This window comes from Rhizobium sp. TH135 (genome assembly GCF_002855515.1).
GTDB lineage: Bacteria > Pseudomonadota > Alphaproteobacteria > Rhizobiales > Rhizobiaceae > Allorhizobium.
This window is the reverse complement of the sequence record NZ_PKRP01000003.1, coordinates 41973-64841: the sequence shown is the minus strand read 5'-3', so window position 1 is coordinate 64841 and position 22869 is coordinate 41973. Positions and strand designations below refer to the sequence as shown.

Sequence of the window (22869 nt, the reverse complement as noted above, 5' to 3'; positions counted from 1 at the left end):
CGATCCTGTCTCGCTTATGCCGCCTCACTCTCGGCTTGTCCAGTGATTCCCCGTCGCACCCCCTTCATTTCAGCTTCAACTTGAAGCCGATATGGGAGGGCGTGAAGCCGAGCCGCTGGTAGAAGCGGTGAGCGTCCGTGCGCACCGCATTCGAGGTAAGCTGTACAAGACGCATGCCGTCGGCACGGGCCTTGTCGATGGAGAAATTGATCATGACAGCCCCAATGCCCCTGCCCCGCATGTCGGCCCGTGTCTGCACAGCCTCGACGATCAGGGATGTTGCGCCCCGCGCTGTCATGGTGGTTGTCACCATGGTTTGGAAGGTGCCGACGACTTCGCCGTCAAGCTCCGCGACATAGAGCGTTTCAGTCGGAGACGTCGAGATCTTGCGGAAGGCGGCGCTGTAGTCGGGCAGCGCCTGTGGATCGTTTGTGTCGCCATGGCCGCCGAGCGGGTCGTCGGCGAAGAGTGCGATGATCGCCTCCAGATCATTCTCGGTGGCTTCCCGGATCGTCGCTGTTTGCACTTGCATGCCTACCCTGTCCTTGCGCTAGTTAGGCTTTCCATAGCGACCCCGGGGGGACTTCTTGATGACAGGCATGCGACGACTGGTGACAATTCTGTGCGTAACCCTTTCTGCCATGGCGGCCGAAGCTCAGGAGGGCGGACGCAAGGCGATTGCCTATGTGCAGGCGCCGGAGATGAGCTCGGGGCTCTGCGCGGAAAAGGATGCGGCCAGCGCCATCGACTGTGCCGTCAAGCAGTGCATCGAGGGCGGCGGGACTGTCGAGGCCTGCGAGGTGAATGCGGTCTGTTCTCCCGGCAACTGGAGCGTCGACATCTTCATGATGGCCGATGGCGGGCCGCACTGGCACCAGTTTTCCTGCGGATGGCAGACGAAGGAACTCGCCATCAAGGCCGCCGACCTCGCCTGCAGCAATGCCAAGGAAGACGGTCTCATCGAGTGCACGGCCGTACAGCTGATCGACGAAGACGGCAAGGTGACGGAACCGCCCTTCAACTGAGCGAAAGGCAGACAAGAAAAAAGCCGCTCACTTGAGCGGCTTTTCCATGATCACAGCCTCGATCCCGCTGTCGGGACCGCCGCAATTCCTCGTTCGGTCGACCTCGACGAAATCATGTGCCTCATAGAAGGCTATCGCGCCGGCATTCTGGGGCTCGACTTCCAGCCGCAGGATCTCGGCATCGGGAAAGCAGGTCTCGATCTCGGCAAAGAGATCGCGGCCGATGCCCTGGCGCTGATGGTCCGGGTGAACATAGAGCTGGTGCAGGATCGCGGTCTTGGTCAGCTTTTCCGACACGGCCGCGAAGGCCATGCCGCCGATCCGCTTGCCGTCGTCGGCGACGAGATATTCGCCGCCCTTCACGTGAATACGCCGCTTGATCTCGGCCGGCGAATGCCAGGCCGCGATCAGCTCGGCGACCTTGGCCGGTCCGTAGAACCGGTCATAGGTCGCATGGAAACTCTGCGTCAGCAGGGCGCGTAGCGGTTCGACATCCCGGTCGTTGGCCGTGCGGACGAAGAACACCGATCTTACTCCTCGACGATGCCGAGCTTGGCTTTGACGAGTGCCTGGACGGCCTGCGGATTGGCCTTGCCGCCGGTCGACTTCATCACCTGACCGACGAACCAGCCAGCGAGTGTCGGCTTGGCCAGCACCTTGGCGACCTGGTCGGGGTTGGCCGCGATGATTTCATCGACGGCCTTTTCGATGGCGCCGGTGTCGGTCACCTGCTTCATGCCGCGGCTCTCGACGATTTCGGCCGGATCACCACCCTCGTTGAAGACGATCTCGAAGAGATCCTTGGCGATCTTGCCGGAGATGGTCTCGGCCTTGATCAGGTCGATGATGCCGCCGAGCTGAGCGGGCGAAACCGGAGTCTCTTCAATGGTTTTGCCAGCTTTGTTCAAGGCGCCCAGCAAGTCGTTGATGACCCAGTTGGCGGCCGTCTTGCCGTCGCGGCCTTCGGCCACGGCTTCGAAGTAATCGGCAATCGCCTTTTCCGAAACGAGCACCGAGGCGTCGTAGACGGAGAGGCCGAGTTCGGCAACAAAACGTGCCTTCTTGTCGTCGGGCAGCTCCGGCAGGTCCTTCTTCAGGTTCTCGATGAAGGCGTCGTCGAATTCGAGCGGCAGCAGGTCCGGATCGGGGAAGTAGCGATAGTCATGCGCGTCTTCCTTCGAGCGCATGGAGCGTGTCTCGCCCTTGCCCGGATCGAAGAGGCGGGTTTCCTGATCGATCGAGCCACCGTCCTCGAGGATCGCGATCTGGCGACGGGCTTCGTATTCGATGGCCTGGCCGATGAAGCGGATCGAGTTGACGTTCTTGATTTCGCAGCGCGTGCCGAATTCCCCGCCCGGCTTGCGCACGGAGACGTTGACGTCGGCGCGCATCGAGCCTTCGTCCATGTTGCCGTCGCAGGTGCCGAGGTAGCGCACGATCGAGCGCAGCTTGGTCATATAGGCCTTGGCTTCGTCGGACGAGCGCATGTCGGGCTTCGACACGATTTCCATCAGTGCGACGCCGGAACGGTTCAGGTCGACATACGACATGGTCGGATGCTGGTCGTGCATCGACTTGCCGGCATCCTGTTCCAGATGCAGGCGCTCGATGCCGATCTCGATATCCTCGAAATTGCCCTGACGGTCGGGGCCGAGCGAGATGATGATCTTGCCTTCGCCGACGATTGGGTCCTTGAACTGCGAGATCTGGTAGCCCTGCGGCAGGTCCGGGTAGAAGTAGTTCTTGCGGTCGAAGATCGAGCGTTTGTTGATCTGCGCCTTCAGGCCGAGACCGGTGCGCACGGCCTGGGCCACGCATTCCTCGTTGATGACGGGCAGCATGCCGGGCATGGCAGCATCGACAAGCGAAACGTTGGAATTGGGCGCATTGCCGAAGACGGTCGAGGCGCCGGAAAACAGCTTGGAATTCGACAGCACCTGGGCATGGACTTCCATGCCGATGATGACTTCCCAGTCACCGGTGGCACCGGGGATGAAGCGTTTCGGATCGGGCGTGCGGGTGTCTACCAGGGTCATCGGATGCTCGTGTCATGCGTGGACGTGTTGTCTCGTGAGGTAGAGCAATTGGGCCGAAGGTGCAAGGCTGGAGAGGCCGCAACAGCCTGCGTTTCAGGACTGGGCCAAGTGAAGCCGAACTTTAAGTCTTCACGGGCTAGGAAGGATCATGTCTGTCACCATGCTCCCCTTGCCGGCCTTGCTGGGCATCCTCTTCATTGTCTGGAACTTGGGCGTGCTCTGCCTCTTCGGTCTCGACAAGCGCGCGGCGATCCGTGGCCTATGGCGAGTGCCTGAGCGACGGCTTGTGATCGCGATCATTCTGTTCGGGGCCCTCGGCGCCTTCATCGGTCAGCGATTGTTTCGTCACAAAACGCGCAAGGCACCGTTCAACTGGCTGGTCCCGGCGATGCTTACCATCCAGATCGTCGCGTTGGCAGCGCTCGGCCTCATGCGCTTCTCTCAGAATTCCTGGCCGTAGCCGGTGCCGCCTTCGTCCGACAGCAACTTGGAAAGACCGACCGATTGCACATCCCGGTCGAGCTTCGGATTGTAGCTGACAGTCAGCCAGTTCACCGAATAGCCGCGCTTTTCGAAGAATTTCAGGGCATCGCCGTTCATGGCGTGCGTCTGGAGGCGGGCGACGGAAAAGCCTTGCGCCTTCATGCCCTCCTCCACCGCATCCAGGAGAGCCGTGCCGAGACCGCGACCCTCAAAATCCGGATCGATCCAGAAGTCGGTGATTGTCTCGTCCATGTCCTCGCGGGCCGCCCAGCCCGCTGGGATGCCTGATGCTTCGACGACGGTGATAGTGATCCAGCCCTCTTCTGTGAAGCGCGCAAAGGCATCGCGAGCGTTGGCGACCATCTCGGCAGCCTCGCCGACCGAGGCCATCGCCTTGCGCCAGGCGCGCATGCCGATCTCCGTCAGGAGCCCTGCATCACCCTCTCGAGCCTTGCGGATCGTGACCATCCTCACCTCTTCGTTGTGATCAGTAAAACACCGGTGATGATTCTTGACCAGAGTGTGTGTCCTCAACGCAATGGACGCGAAAGTCGGCGCTGTGCTATCTGCATTCCGTCTACAGGAGTTTTGATGTTCGGTTTGTCCGAGTCCCGGTAAAGGCCCTGCCCCGCTCCTTTCGGAGCGAACGGCCAGGGCCAGAAAACGAAGCCCCGACGCCCTGCGGCGCCGGACACGTTTTCATGCGCGCTTTTCAGCGCGCTTCTCCGGACATCACACCATGGACATTTCACGCACGGATCAGCGTATCCTTCATCTCATGGCTCAGGGCGGATGGATCGAACTCCACCGCGATGACAGACGCAAGATCGAGAAGGCCCTGTGCTTCTCCCGCGACGGCTGGCTCTATCCCGGCTTCGACATCGAACTCTTCCGGCGGCTGAAACGCCTGAAGGCGATCAGCTCGAAACAGGGCAAGCCTTATCGGATAACCGAACGGGGCTTGAGGCTTGTCAGGGCTGAGCTGGACAATAGGTGAGCTTAGTCGCCAGCACTGCTTGTTGCGGTGCTGGCGTCTCTTTCACTCAGTTGGCCCGGTTGCAAACATGCGCTATGCTGCAAGGATGATTGGGCCAAAATCGAAACCTTCGGATGAATTAGACTTCGCGCCCCCGTCTGGGGACGCGTCTGCGAAGGAATACGAAGCCTGGAAACTCCAGAAAGTCACCAAGGCGCTCAAACAGTGCGAGGATCGTGAGGCCATGATCCCGGCTGCTGAGGTTTGGGAGAGCTTTGGCTTTGAACGTTAAGTTCTCACCACAAGCTAAAGCAGATCTCATCGCCATTCATGCGTATATCGCCGACCAAGACGCTTTGGCCGCGGCACGGATCCTGTCGCGGCTTCGGCAGGTGACAGACACTCTAGGTCATTTCCCGACGCTCGGGAGACCGGGTGCAATCTCGGAAACCCGGGAGTTTGCAGTCCCTGGCCTCCCCTACACCGTCGTCTATCGGGTCGTGTCCACGGCAGAACTCGACATCGTGACAATTCTTCATCAGCGCCGGCTCTATCCGCCGTCGGAGGAATGAGCCACCGTCCAGCTTAGAGAGCTTTCAGAACACCTGCTGCATCTTCACCTTTTCCACCATCATGCCCATGGATGGGGAATGCTGCATACCGCGCCAGACGATGGAAAATCCTAAGTCCTTGTAGAGCCGGATGGCGCTTTCGTTTGCGGCGTGGGTATCGATCCGCGCCCGCTTCAGGCCTTCGGAGCGCATCTCCCGCAGCGTTGCCGAGACAAGGGCGGAGCCGATGCCCAGCCCCTGATGGGCGGGGCTGACCCAGAGATCGGAGATGTAGTCCCGCGCGCCTTCGCGGGCGGTCCAGCCGGCGATCTCGCCACCGAGTTCGCCGATGGTGATCAGGCTGAAACGGTCCTGGGCAAAGCGGCGGAAGCTCAAGCGAATGCGCACCATCATGTCGACGCCATAGGCGTTCAACACCGGATTGGCCGCCCATGCCTCGAAACCGACACGGCCGACGCTGTCTGCATCGGCCGCTATCATGTCCCTGATGACGAAGTCCTTTACCACCACTTGGCCGGCGTGAACTTGCCGGCTGCCTGTTCTATGACGTGGGCGGTCTTGAAGAGGGTTTCCTCCTCAAAGGGCTTGCCGATGACCTGAAGGCCGAGCGGCAGGCCCCGGCTGTCGAGGCCCGCGGGAACGGAGATACCCGGCAGGCCCGCCATGTTCAGCGTGATGCTGAAGACGTCCTGCTGGTACATCTTGACCGGATCGGCCGCGAGTTCCTTGTCGCCGATGGCGAAGGCAGACGACGGCGTGATCGGCGTCAGGATCGCGTCGACGCCGGCTTCGAAGGCGAGTTCGAAGTCGCGCTTGATCAGCGTGCGGACCTTCTGGGCCTTCAGGTAATAGGCGTCGTAGTAACCGGCCGACAGCACATAGGTGCCGATCATGATGCGGCGCTGAACTTCCTTGCCAAAGCCGGCAGCGCGGGTCTTTTCGTACATGTCGGCAATGTCCTTGCTGTCAACGCGCAGGCCGTAGCGGACGCCGTCGTAACGGGCGAGGTTCGACGAGGCTTCGGCAGGCGCCACGATATAATAGGCCGGAAGGGCGTATTTCGTGTGCGGCAGGGAGATGTCGACAATCTCGGCTCCGGCTTCCTTCAGCCAGGCGATGCCCTGTTGCCAGAGCGCCAGGATCTCTTCCGACATGCCGTCAATGCGGTATTCGCGGGGGATGCCGATCTTCATGCCCTTCACGGAGCCGCCGATGGCCTTTTCATAGTCCGGCACGGGTAGATCGACTGACGTCGTGTCCTTCGCATCGGTGCTGGCCATGGACTTCAGCAGGATCGCGGCATCGCGCACGTCACGGGCGATCGGACCGGCCTGGTCGAGCGACGAGGCGAAGGCGACAACACCCCAGCGCGAGCAGCGGCCGTAGGTCGGCTTGATGCCGACGGTGCCGGTGAAGGCGGCCGGCTGACGGATAGAGCCGCCGGTATCGGTTGCAGTCGCACCTGCGCAGAGATGGGCGGCGACGGCAGCGGCCGAACCACCGGACGAGCCACCCGGAACAAGCTTGTCGTCGGAGCCCGAAGCCTTCCAAGGGTTCACGGCCGGGCCGTAATAGGAACTCTCGTTCGACGAGCCCATGGCGAATTCGTCCATGTTAAGCTTGCCGAGCATGACGGCGCCGGCGTCCCACAGATTGGTGGTGACGGTCGATTCATATTCCGGCTTGAAGCCGTCGAGGATGTGGCTGCAGGCCTGGGTGTGCACGCCCTTGGTGGCGAAGAGATCCTTGACGCCGAGCGGAATGCCTTCCAGCACACCAGCCTTGCCGTCGGCGATACGCGCGTCGGACGCCTTTGCCATGTCGCGGGCGATGTCGGGCGTGACAGCGACATAAGCGTTCAGCGCGCCATTCGCTGCCTCGATCGCGGAAATATAAGCATCCGTCAGTTCGACGGCCTTGATCTCCTTTGCGGCGAGTTTCGCGCGGGCTTCGGCGATGGTGAGGCTGGTCAGTTCGCTCATGGTCGTTTCACTTCAGACTGTCTTCGCCCTTCGGGGCGGAAAATTCGGGAGGCTGGCTCAGGGGGCAGAGGTCGGTCTTATTCGACGACCTTCGGCACCTGGAAGAAATTGCGGTCGGTGGCCGGCGCATTGGCGACAATGGCATCGGCCTTGTTGCCGTCGGTGACCACGTCTGCACGCTTCTTCATCGCCATGGGCGTAACCGATGTCATCGGCTCGACGCCCGTGACATCCACTTCGTCCAGCTGCTCGACAAAGCCCAGAATGCCGTTCAGCTCTCCGGTCATGCGCGCAGCATCCTCCGCACTCACGGCGAGGCGGGCAAGGCGGGCGACGCGCTTGACGGTGGCGAGGTCAACAGACATGGCATTCTCCGGATAAGCTGTTTTCTTCGCTATAATGGCCGTCAAGCGCTGAGGCAACGGGGTTTGTCAGACCTCGACGGCTGAGCCTGCCTGCGGGGCGACGACGCGGGTGCGGGTTCCGTCCATGCCAGCGACGAATTTCTCCGGCGTCTGGTCGATGATCGGGAAGGATCCGTAGTGGCAGGGGATCGCCGTCTTGAAGTCGAAGAAGCGCTGGCAGGCCAGTGCCGCGACCGCACCGCCCATGGTGAAGCGGTCGCCGATCGGAACGAGACCGACATCCGGCTGATGCAGTTCGTTGATCAGCTTCATGTCGGAGAAGATGTCGGTGTCGCCCATGTGCAGGACCGAGGCTTCGTCCTCGAAATGCATCATCAGGCCGTTTGCATTGCCGAGCGCGTGGGAAACGCCGTCTTCGGTCACTTGCGCGGAGGAATGCAGTGCATTGGTGAAGGTGACCGTGAAGCCTTCGAAATGGATCGTTCCGCCGGTGTTGCCCATTTCCAGCTTGTCGACGCCCTTGGTGCCGAGCCAGGCGGCAAGATCGGCATTGGCCAGAACCGTGGCGCCGGTTTCCTTGGCGAGCTGGACCGTGTCGCCGACATGGTCGCCATGACCGTGGGTCAGCAGGATATGGGTGATGCCCTTGGTCATGTCCTTCCGGTCGAGACCGGCAAAGCCCGGATTGTGGGTCAGGAAGGGGTCGATGAGGATCGAGGCCTTGGCCGAGTCGAGGCGGAAGGCGGCATGGCCGAGCCAGGTGATTTTCATGATGTCAGTCTCCGGTCTTGAAATGTCGGTCGGAATATATGGCAAGCCGGGCCTTCGGCAACGGGGCGTCGAGTTGCCTCGCCGGTCCGGACGGTTTAAGCGACGAGCATGACAGCCGTAGCGCTGAGTGCAAGAAAGGAACGACCATGGCCGATGACGACTACGTGTATGACGAGGCGACCGGCGAATGGCGTCCGGCGTCCGAGGTTGCAGCTGCAGCAGCGGCCAAGCCCACTGCCCGCGACGCCTCCGGAACCGAGCTTGCCGATGGCGATTCGGTGGTTCTAATCAAGGACCTCAAGGTCAAAGGTGCCGGCCAGACGCTGAAGCAAGGCACAGTCATCCGCTCGATCCGGCTGACGGATGATCCCGAGGAAATCGACTGCCGCTTCGACGGGATCAAGGGCCTCGTGCTCAGAACCGAATTCGTGCGCAAGCGCTAAAGAACAGGACGGGTGGGCATGGCGACGCTGACGATCGAGGAACTGGCAGCACAGTTGAAACCCGGTGAGGCAATTGCCGGGCTCGACCTCGGCACGAAAACCATTGGGCTATCTGCCTCCGATCTCGGCCGGCGCTTCGCCACCCCTCGCCCCGTGATCAAGCGTGTGAAGTTCACGCAGGATGCCGAGGTGCTTCTCGCCTTTGCTGCCAAAGAGAAGATCGTCGCCTTCGTGATCGGACTGCCGGTCAATATGGACGGCTCATCCGGACCGCGTGTACAGGCGACGCGCGCCTTCGTGCGCTCGATGTCGGAAAAGACCGACATCCCCTTCGTCTATTGGGACGAGCGGCTGTCAACGGTGGCGGCCGAACGGGCGCTGCTGGAAATGGACGTGTCACGTGCCAAACGCAGCGAACGGATCGATTCCGCCGCTGCGAGCTTCATCCTTCAAGGCGCGCTGGACAGGCTTTCGGGACTTGCCCGCACTTCGGACAGCGCTGCCGACTTTTCCTGACGGGCAATCCACCAGGCCTTGATCTGCTTGCGGCGGCGGAAGCCGATGATCGCAAACAGGATCAAGCTGTCGACGATGATCGCGCGCAGGACCAGCGGCGGGATTGTTTCGGGCGCGATGCCGAGCACGTTTCCATAGATCTGGAAGACGAGATCATGGGCGTCGCGTGTCAGCATGAAGATGCCGAAGCTCATGTCATAGTAGGACAGACCGTACCAGGCGCCCAAGATCGTGATGGGCAAAGCCCACAAGAGCAGAAGTGTCTTCATGCCGTTTCCGCCTTTTGATCGAACGGCAAATCATTTGCCGCCGGCCAGCTTTCCACCAGCCATTTCAGTGACGCCATCGCCGTCAGCACGGTCGCAGGGACGGCGATATCGAGCGCCAACCCCGAGAAAAACACCATCATCATGATGGTCGCCACCGGCCGTGCACAAACAGCGTCCGTCACCACTGTACCCTTTAACGTCTGTCCCGCCCAAAAGGTGGCCCGTTCGGCGTCGCTGCGCAACGCAAACCCTTTGTTAAGGTTAACAGCGCCTGTGGATGAGCAGTTTCAGCCACTTGGCTGAAAATGTCGCCCGGACACGAATTTCGATTGAATGCAGGGTTTTCCGGGTCTACCCCTCCCCTGCCCGCCATCCTGGACCCGCCATGCTGATCATCTTCGAAAGCATCCTGCCGATCTTCCTGCTCGTGATTCTCGGCGTGGTGCTGAAGCGAACGTCACTGATCAATGAGAGCTTCTGGGGCGGGCTCGAGCAGTTCGGCTATTTCGTCCTCTTCCCGGCGCTTCTGTTCCAGACGCTGTCATCGGCCGACTTCTCCGCCTTGGACAGTGGCAGCGTGGGTTTTGTCTCCTTGCTCGCCGTTGGCGTGATGACGGGTCTTGTGCTGGCGCTCTGGCCACTTCTCAAGCGGAGCGGCATGGGCGGGCCTGCTTATACCTCCGTCTTCCAGACCTCGACGCGCTGGAACGGTTTCATGGCGCTCGCCATTGCGGAAAAGTTGACCGGTGCGACAGGTCTGACGGTCATCGCGGTGATCATGGCCTCCATCATCGTGCCGCTCAACCTGATCAATGTCGGCATCATGGTCTGGTTTTCCGGCGAAAGCCGCAATCTCAAGACCTTCGTCGTGCGAATCGTCACCAACCCCATCATCATCGGTGCGGCACTGGGCGTTGCCGTGAACCTTGCTGGGCTGACCGTCTATGCGCCGCTGATGACTGCGGTTGACCTGGTCGCCAGCGCCTCGCTGGGCTTGGGTCTTGTGACCGTCGGTGCGGGGCTGAGGATCGCCGACGCGCTGAAGCCGCAGCCGAGCGTTTTGCTGACACTGCTGCTCAAGCTGATCGTTTTTCCAGTCGTCGCGGTCGCCCTTGCCCTCGCCTTCGGGCTCTCAGGCGAGATCGTCGTGATGATCGCGCTGGGTGCAGCCGTGCCGACCGCGATGAACGGCTATGTGCTCGCCAAGCAGATGGGCGGTGATGCCGATCTCTATGCGGCAGCGGCCACCGTGCAGACGGTCGCTGCCTTTTTCACGATCCCTGTGATCCTCTATCTCGCGGCTCAGGTGGCGGGCGGATAAAGCAGGTCGAGCACGTAGCGGGAATCGAAGCGCGCATCGAGCACGCCATAGGTATGGCGCCAGCCGCCAGCCAAGCGTGATTCGAGGAAGGCATCGGCGATCTTGCCGGCGCCCAGGCGATAAAGCTCGGCGGCACCGGCCGCGAGCGCCAGTTGCTCAATCAGCAGACGGCCGGCGGCCTCGTCGCGCTCGGCAAGCGCCGTTGCGGCACGCAGGACTTCCACGGTCTTCTTGCCCGAGGGACCGAGATCCCGCTCGAGACCGGCAAACAGCGTTTCGAAGAGATCCTTGCCGCGGCTCAGCACACGCAAGACATCCAGCGCCATGACATTGCCGGAGCCTTCCCAGATCGCATTGACCGGGGCTTCGCGATAATGCCTCGCAATCGGGCGTTCCTCGACATAACCACTGCCGCCGATGCATTCCATGGCTTCGTAGATCAGCGATGGCGCGATCTTGCAGATCCAGTATTTGGCGACGGGCGTCATGACGCGGGCGTAGGCTGCATCGACAGGGTTTTCACGCGCCTTGTCGAAGCTGTCGGCCAAGCGGAAGGCAAGTGCGGTGGCAGCAGCAACATCGAGCGCCATGTCGGCCAGGACACGCGTCATCATCGGCTGATCGATGAGGTTCTTGCCGAAAACGGCGCGGCCGCGCACGTGATGCACGGCTTCGGCCATCGATGCACGCATCATACCAGCAGAGGAGAGCGCGCAGTCGAGGCGTGTCAGCGTCACCATGTCGAGGATGGTGCGCACGCCGTCGCCCGGTGTGCCCAAGAGGAAACCGAAGGTCTCGGAGAACTCGACTTCGGAAGAGGCATTCGAGCGGTTGCCGAGCTTGTCCTTCAGGCGCTGGAATTCCAGCCCGTTGGCGGAGCCATCTTCCAGAAGGCGCGGCACGAGGAAGCAGCCCATGCCATCCTTGGTCTGGGCGAGCATGACGAAGGCGTCGCTCATCGGGGCGGACATGAACCACTTGTGGCCAGCGAGGCGGTAGATCCCCTCGCCCACCCGTTCGCCAGTCGTGGTGTTGGCGCGGACATCCGTGCCGCCCTGCTTCTCGGTCATGCCCATGCCGATGGTGACGGCGCTCTTCTGCATCGGCGGCTTGTTGCTGCTGTCGTATTTGCGCGACAGGATACGCGGCGTCCATTCCTTCTGGACAGCCGGCGATGCAACAAGGGCAGCGACCGAGGCACTGGTCATGGTGAGCGGGCAGAGATGACCCGATTCGAGCTGGGCGGTGAGGAAGAAACGGACGGCACGCGCCTTGTGCTCATGGCCACGGGCTTCCGGCGCATTTTCCCAGACGGAGGAGTGCAGGCCGGAGGCCATCGAGCGGCGCATCAGGGCGTGCCAGGCGGGGTGGAATTCGACGACGTCGAGGCGTTCGCCGCGCACGCCATGGGTTCTGAGCTGCGGCGGGCTGGCATTGGCCATACGCGCCAGTTCCTGGGCTTCCGGCGAAGTGACGTATTTGCCGATTACGTCATATTCCTCGCGCAGCGGGCGCGACAGCGAGGATGTCAGATCGACGAGCAACGGATCGGACCGGTAGGCATTGACGCCGGACCAAGGTTTGGGCTGGTTCAGCGCTGCGAGTTTTTCTTCCGTCCGGTTCATCAATCCTGCCGATCTCATGAGAAGGCGCGCGCTGGGCCGCCAACGCTTCGCCTTCATAATTCCACTGCGGTCGAAGCATCCAGGGCGCATCAAGGCGCCGGTGTTCCCTACCTTCTGTTCGCTCTATTACATGGGGACCGTGCGTCAATCCACCTAGCATGTGCTTGCCCGGCCCGATCCCACACTTTATAGACCGCGTGACATCTCAGGAGGACGTCCATGGTCTTCTTTCCCCATCGCCATCTCATCGGCATCAAGGGCCTTACCGAGCAGGACATCACGTTCCTTCTCGACAAGGCAGACGAAGCCGTCAAAATCAGCCGCCAGCGGGAGAAGAAGACTTCCACGCTGAGGGGCCTCACCCAGATCAACCTCTTCTTCGAAGCCTCGACGCGGACACAAGCCTCGTTCGAGCTCGCAGGCAAACGCCTTGGCGCCGACGTGATGAACATGTCGGTCGGCAACTCGTCTGTCAAAAAGGGCGAAACGCTGATCGACACGGCCATGACGCTGAACGCCATGCGGCCGGATGTGCTTGTGGTGCGCCACTCCTCTGCGGGGGCTGCCGCCCTACTCGCGCAGAAGGTCGCCTGCTCGGTGGTCAATGCCGGTGACGGGCAACACGAGCATCCGACCCAGGCGCTGCTGGACGCGCTCACCATCCGGCGCGCCAAGGGCAAGCTGTCGCGCATCATCGTCGCGATCTGCGGCGACGTGCTGCATTCGCGCGTGGCGCGCTCCAATATCCTGCTGCTCAATGCCATGGGTGCCCGCGTCCGCGTCGTCGCACCCGCGACGCTGCTGCCAGCCGGCATCGCCGACATGGGCTGCGAGGTCTTCCATGACATGAAGGAAGGGCTGAAGGATGCTGATGTCGTGATGATGCTGCGTCTGCAGCGTGAGCGCATGTCGGGCTCCTTCGTGCCGTCGGTGCGTGAGTACTTCCACTTCTACGGCCTTGATGCTGAAAAGCTGAAGGTCGCCAAGGAGGATGCACTCGTCATGCATCCGGGACCGATGAACCGCGGCGTCGAGATCGCTTCGGAAGTCGCCGACGGTCCGCAAAGCGTGATCGAGAGCCAGGTCGAGATGGGGGTCGCGGTTCGCATGGCCGTCATGGAGACGCTGCTGGTGTCGCAGAACCAGGGACCGCGTTCGGAGGGAATGGGCGCATGAGAAAGCCTCTTCTTCTCAAGAATGTCCGGATCGTTGATCCCTCGCGCACGCTCGACGAAGTCGGCACCATCATCGTCGGCCATGACGGACTGATCGTCGCTTCTGGCGCGGATGCCCAGAACCAGGGCGCGCCTGAGGGCGCCGAAATTCGGGATGCCCGAGGCCTCACCGCCGTTCCGGGTCTCGTCGATGCCCGCGTCTTTGTCGGCGAACCGGGTTCGGAACATCGCGAGACGATCGCGTCGGCGAGCCGTGCGGCAGCAGCTGGGGGCATCACCTCCTTCATCATGATGCCGGAGACGGACCCTGTCATCGACGACATCGCGCTTGTCGAGTTCGTCAAGAAGACCGCCCGAGATACCGCCAGTGTCAATGTCTATCCGGCAGCGGCTCTGACCAAGGGCATGACGAGCGCCGAGATGACCGAGATGGGTCTCTTGCAGCAGGCCGGTGCGGTTGCCTTCACCAATGGTCGCTACGGGCTGAACGACACACAGGTGCTGCGGCGCGCGATGACCTATGCGCGCGAATTCGGGGCCGTCATCGCGCTCGAAACGCGGGAGAAATATCTCGCCGCCAATGGCGTAATGAACGAGGGGCTGCTCGCCAGCTGGCTCGGGCTTGGCGGCATCCCGCGCGAAACCGAGATCATTCCGCTCGAGCGTGACCTGCGCATCGCAGCACTGACGCGGGCAAAGTATCACGCGTCGCAGATCTCGGTGCCGGAATCGGTCGAGGCGATCCAAGTGGCCCGCAAGCGTGGCGCCAAGGTCACCTGCGGCATCTCGATCAATCACCTGAGCCTCAACGAAAACGACATCGGCGAGTATCGGACCTTCTTCAAGCTCTACCCGCCGCTGCGCTCGGAAGACGATCGCATGGCGATGGTCGATGCGCTGGCCAAGGGCCAGATCGACATCATCGTCTCCTCGCATGATCCGCAGGACGTCGACACCAAGCGCCTGCCCTTCGGCGAGGCTGCCGACGGGGCGATCGGGCTCGAGACCATGCTCTCGGCTGCCCTTCGCCTGCATCATGCCGGCCAAGTGCCGCTGATGCGGCTGATCGATGCCATGTCGACGCGGCCGGCTGAGATCTTCGGACTGCCGGGCGGCACGTTGAAGGTGGGTGCACCAGGCGACATCGCGCTTATCGATCTCGACGAGCCGTGGCTGGTGTCGCGCGACAGCCTGCTTGCGCGCTCGAAGAACACGCCCTTCGAAGATGCTCGCTTCTCGGGCCGGGCCGTTGCGACCTTTGTCGACGGCCAGTGCGTCCATAGTCTTTAACGAACAGGGACACGGATACCCATGATCGACTTTTCCGCTCTCGGCTGGGCCAATCTCGCCATCGTTCTCCTGTTCGGTTACCTGCTCGGCTCCATCCCCTTCGGTCTCGTTCTGACGAAGATGGCCGGCCTCGGCGACCTGCGCTCGATCGGCTCGGGCAATATCGGTGCGACCAACGTCTTGCGCACCGGCAACAAGAAGCTCGCGGCTGCGACGCTTCTTCTCGACGCGCTGAAGGCGACGGCGGCAGCGCTGATCGCGCATGCGGTGTTCGGGCATAATGCGGCGCTGTTCGGTGGTTTCGCCGCCTTTATCGGCCATCTCTTCCCGGTCTGGCTGGGCTTCAAGGGTGGCAAGGGTGTCGCGACCTATATCGGCACCCTGCTCGGCGTTGCTCCGCTGATGGTACTCGTCTTCGCCGTCGCCTGGCTCTCGGTCGCTTTCATCACCCGCTACTCTTCGTTGTCCGCGCTCGTCGCCACACTTGTCATTCCGGTTGTATTGTGGATACTCGGGGTTGAAGAAGCGGCCGTCGTGACAGCCGTGATGACGATCATCACCTACTGGCGTCACAAGCAGAATATCGAGCGGCTGATCGCGGGAACAGAAAGCAAGATCGGCAAAAAAGGCTAGAGGAAAGCCATGAGGTCAGACAGCGCAAGACGAAAAGGGATTGCGCTGACGGACCGCCAGAGGATCGCCTGGCTGAGGCTGATCCGCAGCGACAATGTCGGCCCGGCGACCTTCCGGGACTTGATCAACCATTTCGGCTCGGCCGAGGCTGCTCTCGACGCGCTTCCCGAACTCTCACGCCGAGGCGGCTCGACCCGCGCCATCCGCATTGCGACCGTCGCGGATGCCGAACGAGAGATCGAAACGGCCCACCGCTTCGGTGCGCGCTTCATCGGCATCGGCGAGCCGGACTATCCCTCGGCTCTCAGACAGATCGATGCTGCCCCTCCCCTGATTGCGGCCAAGGGTGATCTTGATGTCGCCACCCTACCCGCAGTCGGCATTGTGGGATCGCGCAACGCCTCGATCAGCGGCACCAAATTCGCAGCGATGATGGCGCGGGAGATCGGTCGCGCCGGCTATTCCATCGTGTCGGGCCTTGCGCGGGGGATCGATGCGGCGGCGCATCGGGCAAGCCTTGAGACCGGCACGATTGCGGCCATGGCCGGCGGGCTCGACCAACCCTATCCGCCCGAGAATATCGATCTGCTCGACCAGATCTGCAGCGGACGGGGACTTGCCATCTCCGAAATGCCCTTCGGCTGGGAGCCGCGGGCGCGGGATTTTCCCCGGCGCAACCGGTTGATCGCGGGTGTTGCGCTTGGGGTCGTGGTGATCGAGGCGGCCGCGCGCTCAGGCTCACTGATCACGGCAAGGCTTGCCGGTGAGTTCGGGCGGCTGGTCTTTGCTGTGCCCGGCTCGCCGCTCGATCCTCGTTGCGAGGGGACAAACGGGCTGCTCAAGGATGGCGCGACGGTTACCACCAAGCCGCAGGACGTGTTGCAGGCACTCGCCCCGATTTCAGAGCTCGATCTCTTCAGTGCAAGTGAGGCCGACGAACCCGGAAGAGACGATGGCGGTGAACGGCCACTGGCGCCGCCCCCGAATGACGACGAGCGTCTGGTCATCATCCAGGCATTGGGCCCGACACCTGTCGAGATCGACGACATCATCCGGCATACGGGGCTCGCTGCTTCATCCGTCTATCTGGTGCTGCTGGAACTCGATATCGCCGGACGGCTAGAGCGGCATGCGGGAGGCTTTGTCTCGCTGAGCATGATGGATTGACAGCGCGCGACGGCCGGACTGGACGTCTCCCGCCTCCACATAGGCCATCTCGATCAGGTAGCACAGCATCTCGGCGCCTTCGTTTTCCGCAACCAGCCGCAACTCCGCGAGCATCTGGCGGATGTAGGCAATATTCTCCATCGTGCGGGTACCGCGACCATTCGTCTCGACTGTGTCTCGTGCCATCGCTCTCGCCCGTCAACAACGGAGGCCGCTACAACCTGGCCTCGCCTTTCCCTGCAAAATACAATAGATCATTTATCTCAGATTGCAATCTACCCAGCATCTCCCAAAAGTTGCATTGTGTTGCGAGCCAATGCCAGAGATCATCGATTAAAAATAACCAAGGGTCGGCGGTTTCGGGTTCATCCCTGGAAAAAATTGTGGGCGGAGCGGAAGGCCCGGTCTTGGAATTCGGCAACCACGGAACACCAAGGGCGAACAGCCCTTCGGGCAATCTCGAAATCGGCAACCTGAGGGCGTCGGTCTCGTCAGGCGGTGAGGCTTGCTTGCTCTCCCGTTTGCTGTCCCCGGAGGCTCAATTCAGGGTTATTGCATGGGTTCTAATCCACGATCTTTGGTCTCAGCCTCTTGACCGCAGGCGTTTCGCCCTCCATGTCGGAAAACCGTGTTCCGAAGACTGTGGTGCGGTGCCGCGGATCGGATGCGTTGAAGGTACATCTGTCCAATGAACGTCGTAGTCGTAGAATCCCCGGCCAAGGCCAAGACGATCAACAAGTATCTGGGTCCCGGATACAAGGTGCTCGCCTCGTTTGGCCATGTGCGCGATCTGCCAGCCAAGGATGGCTCCGTTCTGCCGGACCAGGATTTCGAGATGTTCTGGGAGGTCGATACGGCCTCGCAAAAGCGGATGAAGGACATCGCCGATGCGGTGAAGTCCTCTGACGGCCTGTTCCTCGCGACCGACCCGGATCGCGAAGGGGAAGCCATTTCCTGGCATGTGCTCGACCTCCTGAAGAAGAAGCGCGTGATTGGCGACAAGCCTGTGAAGCGCGTCGTCTTCAACGCGATCACCAAGAAGGCCGTGCTCGATGCCATGGCCAATCCGCGCGACATCGACACACCGCTGGTCGATGCCTATCTCGCACGCCGTGCTCTGGACTATCTCGTCGGCTTCAATCTCTCGCCGGTTCTCTGGCGCAAGCTTCCCGGCGCTCGCTCTGCCGGCCGCGTGCAGTCGGTGGCGCTGCGCCTCGTCTGCGACCGAGAGACCGAGATCGAGCGCTTCGTTGCTGAGGAATACTGGAACATCTCCGCGCTTCTGAAGACGCCGCGCGGTGACGAGTTTGAGGCGAAGCTCGTTTCGCATCAGGGCAAGCGCATGCAGCGCAACTCGGTCACCAATGGTGATCAGGCCGCTGGTATCAAGGCCCTGCTCGAAGGTGCAGCCTTTGCCGTCGACAGCGTTGAGGCAAAGCCGGTCAAGCGCAATCCGGGCCCGCCCTTCACCACCTCCACCCTGCAGCAGGCAGCCTCCTCTAAGCTCGGCTTCTCGGCATCGCGCACCATGCAGGTCGCGCAGAAGCTCTATGAAGGTATCGATATCGGCGGCGAGACCGTCGGTCTGATCACCTACATGCGTACCGACGGCGTACAGATGGCGCCCGAAGCGATCGAGGCTGCCCGTTCGGCCGTTCTTGATCAGTTCGGTCCGCGCTACGTGCCGGAAAAGGCACGCATCTATTCGACCAAGGCGAAGAACGCCCAGGAAGCCCACGAAGCGATCCGCCCGACCGACTTCAACCGCTCGCCGGACAAGGTGCGCCGTTTCCTTGATGCCGACCAGCTGCGGCTCTACGACCTGATCTGGAAGCGCGGTATCGCCAGCCAAATGGCGTCTGCCGAAATCGAGCGTACGACGGTCGAGATCCTGGCTGACAACAAGGGCGACAAGGCCGGGCTGCGTGCCGTGGGCTCCGTCATCCGTTTCGACGGCTTCATCGCCGCCTATACCGACCAGCGCGAAGAGGGCGAACCGGCGGAGGATGGCGACGACGAGGATGGCCGCCTGCCCGAGATTAATGCCCGCGAGGCCTTGGCCAAGAACAAGATCAATTCGAGCCAGCATTTCACTGAGCCGCCGCCGCGTTACTCGGAAGCCTCGCTGATCAAGAAGATGGAAGAGCTCGGCATCGGCCGTCCGTCGACCTATGCCGCGACGCTGAAGACGCTCAGCGATCGCGAATATGTCATCATGGACAAGCGCAAGCTGATCCCGCATTCCAAGGGACGGCTGGTCACGGCCTTCCTCGAAAACTTCTTCACCAAATATGTCGAATACGACTTTACCGCCGATCTCGAAGAGAAGCTCGACAAGATCTCCGCCGGTGAATTGAACTGGAAGGACGTGTTGCGTGCCTTCTGGCAGGACTTCTTCGCCCAGATCGAAGACACCAAGGAACTGCGCGTCACCAACGTGCTCGACGCCCTGAACGAGGCGCTCGCTCCGCTCGTCTTCCCGAAGCGCGAAGACGGGTCTGATCCGCGCATCTGCCAGGTCTGCGGCACGGGCAATCTTTCGCTGAAGCTCGGCAAATACGGCGCATTCGTCGGCTGCTCGAACTATCCGGAATGTAACTTTACCCGTCAGCTATCCTCTGAAGGTGGTGCCGAGGCAGAGGCCAATGGCAGCAACGAACCGAGGGCGCTGGGCAAGGATCCGGTGACCGAGGAAGAGATCACGCTGCGCTCGGGACGTTTCGGACCTTACGTCCAGCGTGGCGATGGCAAGGAAGCCAAGCGCTCCTCGCTGCCGAAGGGCTGGGCGCCGGCTGACATCGACTTCGAGAAGGCGCTCTCGCTGCTGTCGCTGCCGCGCGACGTCGGCGCGCATCCGGAAACCGGCAAGATGATCTCTGCAGGTCTCGGTCGCTACGGACCCTTCGTGCTGCATGACGGCACCTATGCCAATCTCGAAGGCATCGAGGATGTGCTGTCGATCGGTCTCAACCGCGCCGTCACCGTGCTTGCCGAAAAGAAAGCCAATCCGGGTGGCCGTGGCCGCGCGGCAGCGGTGGCTCTGAAGGAACTCGGCGACCATCCCGATGGTGGCGCGATGACCGTTCGTGACGGCCGTTTCGGACCCTACGTCAATTGGGGTAAGGTCAACGCGACGCTGCCGAAGGGCAAGGATCCGCAGGCGATCACCGTCGAGGAAGCGCTTGTGCTGATCGCGGAGCGCGCGGCGAAGGATGGCGGCGGCAAGGCCAAGGCGAAGAAGGCTCCGGCCAAGGCTGCCAAGGCAAAGTCGGAAGACGGTGCAGCGGCAAAGCCGAAGAAGGCTGCTGCCAAGCCAAAGGCTACAGCCGCCAAGAAGGCTCCGGCCAAGGCCGCTGCCAAGGCGAAAACAACAAAGAAGAGTGCGACTTGAGCAAGAGATTCCGCGACCCCTCCGAGACACCCGGCTCCGGCAACCGCAAGAGCCGGCGAGCGGAAGGCGCGGCCAAGTCGAGGAGCGAGAACCCCACCGCCCTGATCCACGGTGAGGTCCCGCCGCGTGAAGTGCTGATGCAGTTCATCACGGACAATCCGGAGCGCGCTTCGAAGCGGGAGATCGCCAAGGCCTTCGGGCTCAAGGGCGAGCAGCGGGTGGAGCTCAAGCAGGCGCTGAAGGATCTCGAAAACGACGGGCTGGTGCAGAAGAGCCGCAAGTCGCTGACACGACCGGGCGCCCTGCCCCCGGTTACCGTGCTCGACATCACCACCCGCGACAAGGACGGCGAGCTGATCGGCCGCCCGGCGGAATGGCCCGACGAGGCCGGTGCGGCACCCGCCGTGCTCATCCGCCAATCAAGCTCCGACCGCTCGAAGGGCAAGACGCCAGTTGGCGGCCTGGGCGACCGGGTGCTTGCCAAGATCTTCGCCAACAAGGACCGTTCCGGTCCTGCCTATACGGCCCGTGTGATCAAGATCCTCGACCGTCAGGTCGGTGCGGTCATGGGCGTCGTGCGGATGATGCCGGATGGTGGCGCACGCCTGATGCCGATCGAGCGGCGCGGCGAGGAAATGCAGATCGACGCCACCGATATCGGCGAGGCCAAGGATGGCGATCTCGTCGAGGTAGAAGTCGGGCGTGCGAGCCGCCTTGGGCTGACGCGGGCCAAGGTGCTCAACGTCGTCGGATCGGTCGCCTCGGAGAAGGCGATCTCGATGATCGCGATCCATGCGCATGGCATTCCGCATATATTTCCGCAATCGGTGATATCAGAGGCCGAAGAGGCGAAACCCGCCTCCATGTCGCATCGGGAAGACTGGCGCGACCTGCCGCTGATCACCATCGACCCGCATGATGCCAAGGACCATGACGACGCCGTCTATGCCGAGCTGGACACGTCACCCGACAATCCTGATGGCGTGATCGTGACGGTGGCGATCGCCGACGTCTCCTATTACATCCGGCCGAAATCGGCGCTGGATCGCGAGGCGCTGAAGCGCGGCAACTCCGTCTATTTCCCGGACCGCGTCGTGCCGATGCTTCCCGAACGGATATCCAACGATCTCTGCTCGCTGCGCGAGGGCGTCGACCGGCCGGCGCTTGCCGTGCGCATGGTCTTCTCGCATGAGGGCCGCAAGGCGAGCCACACCTTCCACCGCATCATGATGAAGAGTGCGGCCAAGCTGTCCTATCAGCAGGCGCAGGCGGCGATCGACGGCAAAACGGACGAGAAGACCGGCCCGCTGCTGGAGCCGATCCTTAAACCCCTGTGGCATGCCTATGAGGTCATGAAGCGCGGGCGCGACCGGCGCCAACCGCTCGAGCTCGATATGCCCGAGCGCAAGATCATTCTGCGGGAAGACGGCACGGTCGACCGCGTGCATGTTCCGGAACGCCTCGACGCACACAAGCTGATCGAGGAGATGATGATCCAGGCCAACGTCTCGGCTGCCGAGACGCTGGAGAAGAAGCGCCAGGCGCTGATCTACCGCATCCATGACGCCCCGACGCTTGCCAAGCAGGAAGTGCTGCGCGAGTTCCTCGCCACCCTCGGCATGTCCCTGGTCAAGGGCGGCAATATGCGGTCCAATTCGTTCAACGGCATTCTGTCCAAGGCGCAGGACACGCCGCACCAGACCATCGTCAACGAGATGGTGCTGCGCAGCCAGAGCCAGGCGATCTACAGTCCCGACAATATCGGCCATTTCGGCCTCAACCTGATGAAGTATGCCCACTTCACCTCCCCCATCCGCCGGTATGCCGACCTGATCGTGCACAGGGCGCTGGTGGGGTCGCTGGGCTTGGGCGAAGGCGGGATCACGCCAGACGAGGAAGCGAGCCTCGAGGATATCGCCGCCGAGATCTCGACCTTCGAGCGCCGGGCGATGGCCGCCGAGCGTGACACCGTCAACCGGCTGATCGCGCACCACCTTGCCGGGCGCATCGGCGATGAGTTCGAGGGACAAATCCGGGGCGTGACAAAGTCCGGTCTGTTCGTCGCCCTGCCGCAATTTGGCGCAGATGGCTTTATCCCGGTTTCAACACTGGGCCGGGACTACTATATCTACGATGAAGCACATCAGGCCCTGACGGGCGAAAAGTCCGGGCTGGGTTATCAGCTGGGCGATACCATCGAGGTCAAGCTGGTGGAGGCCGTGCCTCTTGCTGGCGCTCTGCGCTTTGAAATGCTGAGCGAGGGGCGCAAGATGCCAGCGGGCACGCGGTCCTTCCACAAGTCGGGACGACGTGGCCAGAAACAGCCAGGCACACGCCCGCCGCGCTCGCGACGTTGACACTCTCGCCCCGGAGGCAACCATGACCGCCAACCAGACCCATGTGACGATCCAATACGGCGCAGAGGAGAAGATCGAACGCCCGCTCGGCCGGTCGATCAAGCGCGGCATGCTGAACCAGTGCCCGGCCTGTGGCTCGGGCAAGCTGTTTCGCAGCTATCTGAAGGTCGTCGACAATTGCGCGGCCTGCGGCGAGGACTATCACCATCATCGGGCAGACGATCTGCCGGCCTATCTGGTGATCCTGATCCTCGGCCATGTGCTCGTCGGCGGCTTCATGGCGACCGATCTGGTCTTCGTGCTGCCGGCCTGGGTGCATTTCGCGATCTGGGCACCAATCGGGGTCATCACCTCGCTGCTCTGCCTGCAGCCGATCAAAGGCGGCGTCGTGGGCTTGCAATGGGCCCTGCGCATGCACGGCTTTGGCGGCGAGGCTGACGACGTCGAGCCGTCCTGACGGCCGGCTTGAGCC

26 protein-coding genes are annotated in these 22869 nt (G+C 62.1%); 14 read left to right on the top strand and 12 right to left on the bottom strand.

Annotated features, from left to right (window positions below; all coding sequences use genetic code 11):
* Positions 1-64: 64 nt before the first annotated feature.
* Positions 65-532 (bottom strand): GNAT family N-acetyltransferase, encoded by a 468-nt coding sequence (locus tag C0V73_RS09150; protein ID WP_102019721.1) that lies wholly within the window; start codon positions 530-532, stop codon positions 65-67.
* Positions 533-590: 58 nt separating this feature from the next.
* Between C0V73_RS09150 and C0V73_RS09145 the strand changes: the two genes are divergently transcribed.
* On the top strand, positions 591-1025 hold the full coding sequence (locus tag C0V73_RS09145; RefSeq protein ID WP_143708324.1) for a hypothetical protein: 435 nt from the start codon (positions 591-593) through the stop codon (positions 1023-1025).
* 27 nt (positions 1026-1052) lie between these two features.
* Here C0V73_RS09145 and C0V73_RS09140 read toward each other — a convergent pair whose 3' ends face one another.
* A complete protein-coding gene (locus C0V73_RS09140; protein ID WP_102019719.1) occupies positions 1053-1550 on the bottom strand; it encodes a GNAT family N-acetyltransferase in 498 nt (165 codons plus the stop codon).
* A gap of 5 nt (positions 1551-1555) precedes the next feature.
* Complete coding sequence (gene gatB / locus C0V73_RS09135) at positions 1556-3061, bottom strand: Asp-tRNA(Asn)/Glu-tRNA(Gln) amidotransferase subunit GatB (protein WP_102019718.1); 1506 nt, start codon at positions 3059-3061, stop codon at positions 1556-1558.
* A 148-nt stretch (positions 3062-3209) separates the two neighbouring features.
* On the opposite strand from gatB, the gene C0V73_RS09130 reads away from it, so the two are divergent.
* Positions 3210-3521 carry a DUF1294 domain-containing protein gene (locus tag C0V73_RS09130; RefSeq protein WP_245407931.1) on the top strand — a complete coding sequence of 104 codons (312 nt, stop codon included), beginning with the start codon at positions 3210-3212 and terminating at the stop codon, positions 3519-3521.
* Here C0V73_RS09130 and C0V73_RS09125 read toward each other — a convergent pair.
* Positions 3503-4012: a GNAT family N-acetyltransferase gene (locus C0V73_RS09125; protein WP_102019717.1), complete on the bottom strand. Its 510-nt coding sequence runs from the start codon at positions 4010-4012 to the stop codon at positions 3503-3505. The genes C0V73_RS09130 and C0V73_RS09125 overlap by 19 nt on opposite strands.
* Positions 4013-4283: 271 nt before the next feature.
* Here C0V73_RS09125 and C0V73_RS09120 point away from each other — a divergent pair, with 271 nt between their 5' ends.
* Positions 4284-4541 (top strand): YjhX family toxin, encoded by a 258-nt coding sequence (locus C0V73_RS09120; protein WP_054150665.1) that lies wholly within the window; start codon positions 4284-4286, stop codon positions 4539-4541.
* A gap of 260 nt (positions 4542-4801) precedes the next feature.
* Positions 4802-5092, top strand: coding sequence for a type II toxin-antitoxin system RelE/ParE family toxin (locus C0V73_RS09110; protein ID WP_102019715.1), 291 nt, complete (start codon positions 4802-4804; stop codon positions 5090-5092).
* Positions 5093-5116: 24 nt separating this feature from the next.
* On the opposite strand, the gene C0V73_RS09105 is transcribed toward C0V73_RS09110, so the two are convergent.
* The 4 genes from C0V73_RS09105 to C0V73_RS09090 form a co-directional block, all read right to left on the bottom strand.
* Positions 5117-5572, bottom strand: a complete 456-nt coding sequence (locus C0V73_RS09105) for a GNAT family N-acetyltransferase (RefSeq protein ID WP_143708323.1) — start codon at positions 5570-5572, stop codon at positions 5117-5119.
* Between the two features lie 20 nt (positions 5573-5592).
* Entirely contained in the window at positions 5593-7074 is a 1482-nt protein-coding gene (gene gatA, locus C0V73_RS09100; protein WP_102019713.1) for an Asp-tRNA(Asn)/Glu-tRNA(Gln) amidotransferase subunit GatA, read from the bottom strand.
* A 77-nt stretch (positions 7075-7151) separates the two neighbouring features.
* Positions 7152-7439, bottom strand: a complete 288-nt coding sequence (gene gatC, locus C0V73_RS09095; RefSeq protein ID WP_102019712.1) for an Asp-tRNA(Asn)/Glu-tRNA(Gln) amidotransferase subunit GatC — start codon at positions 7437-7439, stop codon at positions 7152-7154.
* 66 nt (positions 7440-7505) lie between these two features.
* Positions 7506-8210 (bottom strand): metal-dependent hydrolase, encoded by a 705-nt coding sequence (locus C0V73_RS09090; RefSeq protein ID WP_102019711.1) that lies wholly within the window; start codon positions 8208-8210, stop codon positions 7506-7508.
* 146 nt (positions 8211-8356) lie between these two features.
* Between C0V73_RS09090 and C0V73_RS09085 the strand changes: the two genes are divergently transcribed.
* Together C0V73_RS09085 and ruvX are read left to right on the top strand one after the other, a co-directional pair.
* A complete protein-coding gene (locus C0V73_RS09085) occupies positions 8357-8653 on the top strand; it encodes an alkylphosphonate utilization protein (RefSeq protein ID WP_102019710.1) in 297 nt (98 codons plus the stop codon).
* Between the two features lie 18 nt (positions 8654-8671).
* On the top strand, positions 8672-9169 hold the full coding sequence (ruvX, locus tag C0V73_RS09080; RefSeq protein ID WP_102019709.1) for a Holliday junction resolvase RuvX: 498 nt from the start codon (positions 8672-8674) through the stop codon (positions 9167-9169).
* Here ruvX and C0V73_RS09075 read toward each other — a convergent pair.
* Positions 9103-9438, bottom strand: a complete 336-nt coding sequence (locus C0V73_RS09075; protein ID WP_102019708.1) for a DUF6105 family protein — start codon at positions 9436-9438, stop codon at positions 9103-9105. The genes ruvX and C0V73_RS09075 overlap by 67 nt on opposite strands.
* Positions 9435-9680 carry a hypothetical protein gene (locus C0V73_RS09070; protein ID WP_102019707.1) on the bottom strand — a complete coding sequence of 82 codons (246 nt, stop codon included), beginning with the start codon at positions 9678-9680 and terminating at the stop codon, positions 9435-9437. The genes C0V73_RS09075 and C0V73_RS09070 overlap by 4 nt, the downstream gene beginning before the upstream one ends.
* A gap of 143 nt (positions 9681-9823) precedes the next feature.
* Between C0V73_RS09070 and C0V73_RS09065 the strand changes: the two genes are divergently transcribed.
* Entirely contained in the window at positions 9824-10759 is a 936-nt protein-coding gene (locus C0V73_RS09065; protein ID WP_102019706.1) for an AEC family transporter, read from the top strand.
* Here the strand turns inward: C0V73_RS09065 and C0V73_RS09060 are convergent.
* Entirely contained in the window at positions 10741-12384 is a 1644-nt protein-coding gene (locus C0V73_RS09060; RefSeq protein ID WP_102019705.1) for an acyl-CoA dehydrogenase family protein, read from the bottom strand. The two genes, C0V73_RS09065 and C0V73_RS09060, sit on opposite strands and share 19 nt — an antisense overlap.
* Positions 12385-12603: 219 nt before the next feature.
* Here C0V73_RS09060 and C0V73_RS09055 point away from each other — a divergent pair, with 219 nt between their 5' ends.
* From C0V73_RS09055 to dprA, 4 genes are read left to right on the top strand one after another with little or no spacing between them, the layout of a single operon-like run.
* Positions 12604-13560 (top strand): aspartate carbamoyltransferase catalytic subunit, encoded by a 957-nt coding sequence (locus C0V73_RS09055; protein ID WP_102019704.1) that lies wholly within the window; start codon positions 12604-12606, stop codon positions 13558-13560.
* A complete protein-coding gene (locus tag C0V73_RS09050; protein ID WP_102019703.1) occupies positions 13557-14849 on the top strand; it encodes a dihydroorotase in 1293 nt (430 codons plus the stop codon). Before C0V73_RS09055 ends, C0V73_RS09050 begins: the two co-directional genes overlap by 4 nt.
* A gap of 21 nt (positions 14850-14870) precedes the next feature.
* Complete coding sequence (gene plsY / locus C0V73_RS09045; RefSeq protein WP_102019702.1) at positions 14871-15482, top strand: glycerol-3-phosphate 1-O-acyltransferase PlsY; 612 nt, start codon at positions 14871-14873, stop codon at positions 15480-15482.
* A 9-nt stretch (positions 15483-15491) separates the two neighbouring features.
* On the top strand, positions 15492-16649 hold the full coding sequence (gene dprA, locus C0V73_RS09040; RefSeq protein ID WP_102019701.1) for a DNA-processing protein DprA: 1158 nt from the start codon (positions 15492-15494) through the stop codon (positions 16647-16649).
* Here dprA and C0V73_RS09035 read toward each other — a convergent pair.
* Entirely contained in the window at positions 16602-16835 is a 234-nt protein-coding gene (locus C0V73_RS09035) for a hypothetical protein (RefSeq protein WP_102019700.1), read from the bottom strand. The genes dprA and C0V73_RS09035 overlap by 48 nt on opposite strands.
* Before the next feature lie 502 nt (positions 16836-17337).
* Here C0V73_RS09035 and topA point away from each other — a divergent pair.
* From topA to C0V73_RS09020, 3 genes are all read left to right on the top strand, one after another.
* Positions 17338-20040 (top strand): type I DNA topoisomerase, encoded by a 2703-nt coding sequence (gene topA / locus C0V73_RS09030; RefSeq protein WP_102019699.1) that lies wholly within the window; start codon positions 17338-17340, stop codon positions 20038-20040.
* A 101-nt stretch (positions 20041-20141) separates the two neighbouring features.
* Positions 20142-22397 carry a ribonuclease R gene (rnr, locus tag C0V73_RS09025; RefSeq protein WP_280951003.1) on the top strand — a complete coding sequence of 752 codons (2256 nt, stop codon included), beginning with the start codon at positions 20142-20144 and terminating at the stop codon, positions 22395-22397.
* A 22-nt stretch (positions 22398-22419) separates the two neighbouring features.
* On the top strand, positions 22420-22854 hold the full coding sequence (locus C0V73_RS09020; protein WP_102019697.1) for a DUF983 domain-containing protein: 435 nt from the start codon (positions 22420-22422) through the stop codon (positions 22852-22854).
* The last annotated feature ends 15 nt before the right edge of the window (positions 22855-22869 follow it).

Coding starts and splice junctions, on each gene's coding strand:
- C0V73_RS09150 (WP_102019721.1), bottom strand. CDS start 532: ATGCAAGTGCAAACAGCGACGATCCGGGAAGCCACCGAGAATGATCTG.
- C0V73_RS09145 (WP_143708324.1), top strand. CDS start 591: ATGACAGGCATGCGACGACTGGTGACAATTCTGTGCGTAACCCTTTCT.
- gatB (WP_102019718.1), bottom strand. CDS start 3,061: ATGACCCTGGTAGACACCCGCACGCCCGATCCGAAACGCTTCATCCCC.
- C0V73_RS09130 (WP_245407931.1), top strand. CDS start 3,210: ATGTCTGTCACCATGCTCCCCTTGCCGGCCTTGCTGGGCATCCTCTTC.
- C0V73_RS09125 (WP_102019717.1), bottom strand. CDS start 4,012: ATGGTCACGATCCGCAAGGCTCGAGAGGGTGATGCAGGGCTCCTGACG.
- C0V73_RS09120 (WP_054150665.1), top strand. CDS start 4,284: ATGGACATTTCACGCACGGATCAGCGTATCCTTCATCTCATGGCTCAG.
- C0V73_RS09105 (WP_143708323.1), bottom strand. CDS start 5,572: ATGATAGCGGCCGATGCAGACAGCGTCGGCCGTGTCGGTTTCGAGGCA.
- gatA (WP_102019713.1), bottom strand. CDS start 7,074: ATGAGCGAACTGACCAGCCTCACCATCGCCGAAGCCCGCGCGAAACTC.
- gatC (WP_102019712.1), bottom strand. CDS start 7,439: ATGTCTGTTGACCTCGCCACCGTCAAGCGCGTCGCCCGCCTTGCCCGC.
- C0V73_RS09090 (WP_102019711.1), bottom strand. CDS start 8,210: ATGAAAATCACCTGGCTCGGCCATGCCGCCTTCCGCCTCGACTCGGCC.
- C0V73_RS09085 (WP_102019710.1), top strand. CDS start 8,357: ATGGCCGATGACGACTACGTGTATGACGAGGCGACCGGCGAATGGCGT.
- ruvX (WP_102019709.1), top strand. CDS start 8,672: ATGGCGACGCTGACGATCGAGGAACTGGCAGCACAGTTGAAACCCGGT.
- C0V73_RS09075 (WP_102019708.1), bottom strand. CDS start 9,438: ATGAAGACACTTCTGCTCTTGTGGGCTTTGCCCATCACGATCTTGGGC.
- C0V73_RS09065 (WP_102019706.1), top strand. CDS start 9,824: ATGCTGATCATCTTCGAAAGCATCCTGCCGATCTTCCTGCTCGTGATT.
- C0V73_RS09060 (WP_102019705.1), bottom strand. CDS start 12,384: ATGAACCGGACGGAAGAAAAACTCGCAGCGCTGAACCAGCCCAAACCT.
- C0V73_RS09055 (WP_102019704.1), top strand. CDS start 12,604: ATGGTCTTCTTTCCCCATCGCCATCTCATCGGCATCAAGGGCCTTACC.
- C0V73_RS09050 (WP_102019703.1), top strand. CDS start 13,557: ATGAGAAAGCCTCTTCTTCTCAAGAATGTCCGGATCGTTGATCCCTCG.
- plsY (WP_102019702.1), top strand. CDS start 14,871: ATGATCGACTTTTCCGCTCTCGGCTGGGCCAATCTCGCCATCGTTCTC.
- dprA (WP_102019701.1), top strand. CDS start 15,492: ATGAGGTCAGACAGCGCAAGACGAAAAGGGATTGCGCTGACGGACCGC.
- C0V73_RS09035 (WP_102019700.1), bottom strand. CDS start 16,835: ATGGCACGAGACACAGTCGAGACGAATGGTCGCGGTACCCGCACGATG.
- topA (WP_102019699.1), top strand. CDS start 17,338: ATGAACGTCGTAGTCGTAGAATCCCCGGCCAAGGCCAAGACGATCAAC.
- C0V73_RS09020 (WP_102019697.1), top strand. CDS start 22,420: ATGACCGCCAACCAGACCCATGTGACGATCCAATACGGCGCAGAGGAG.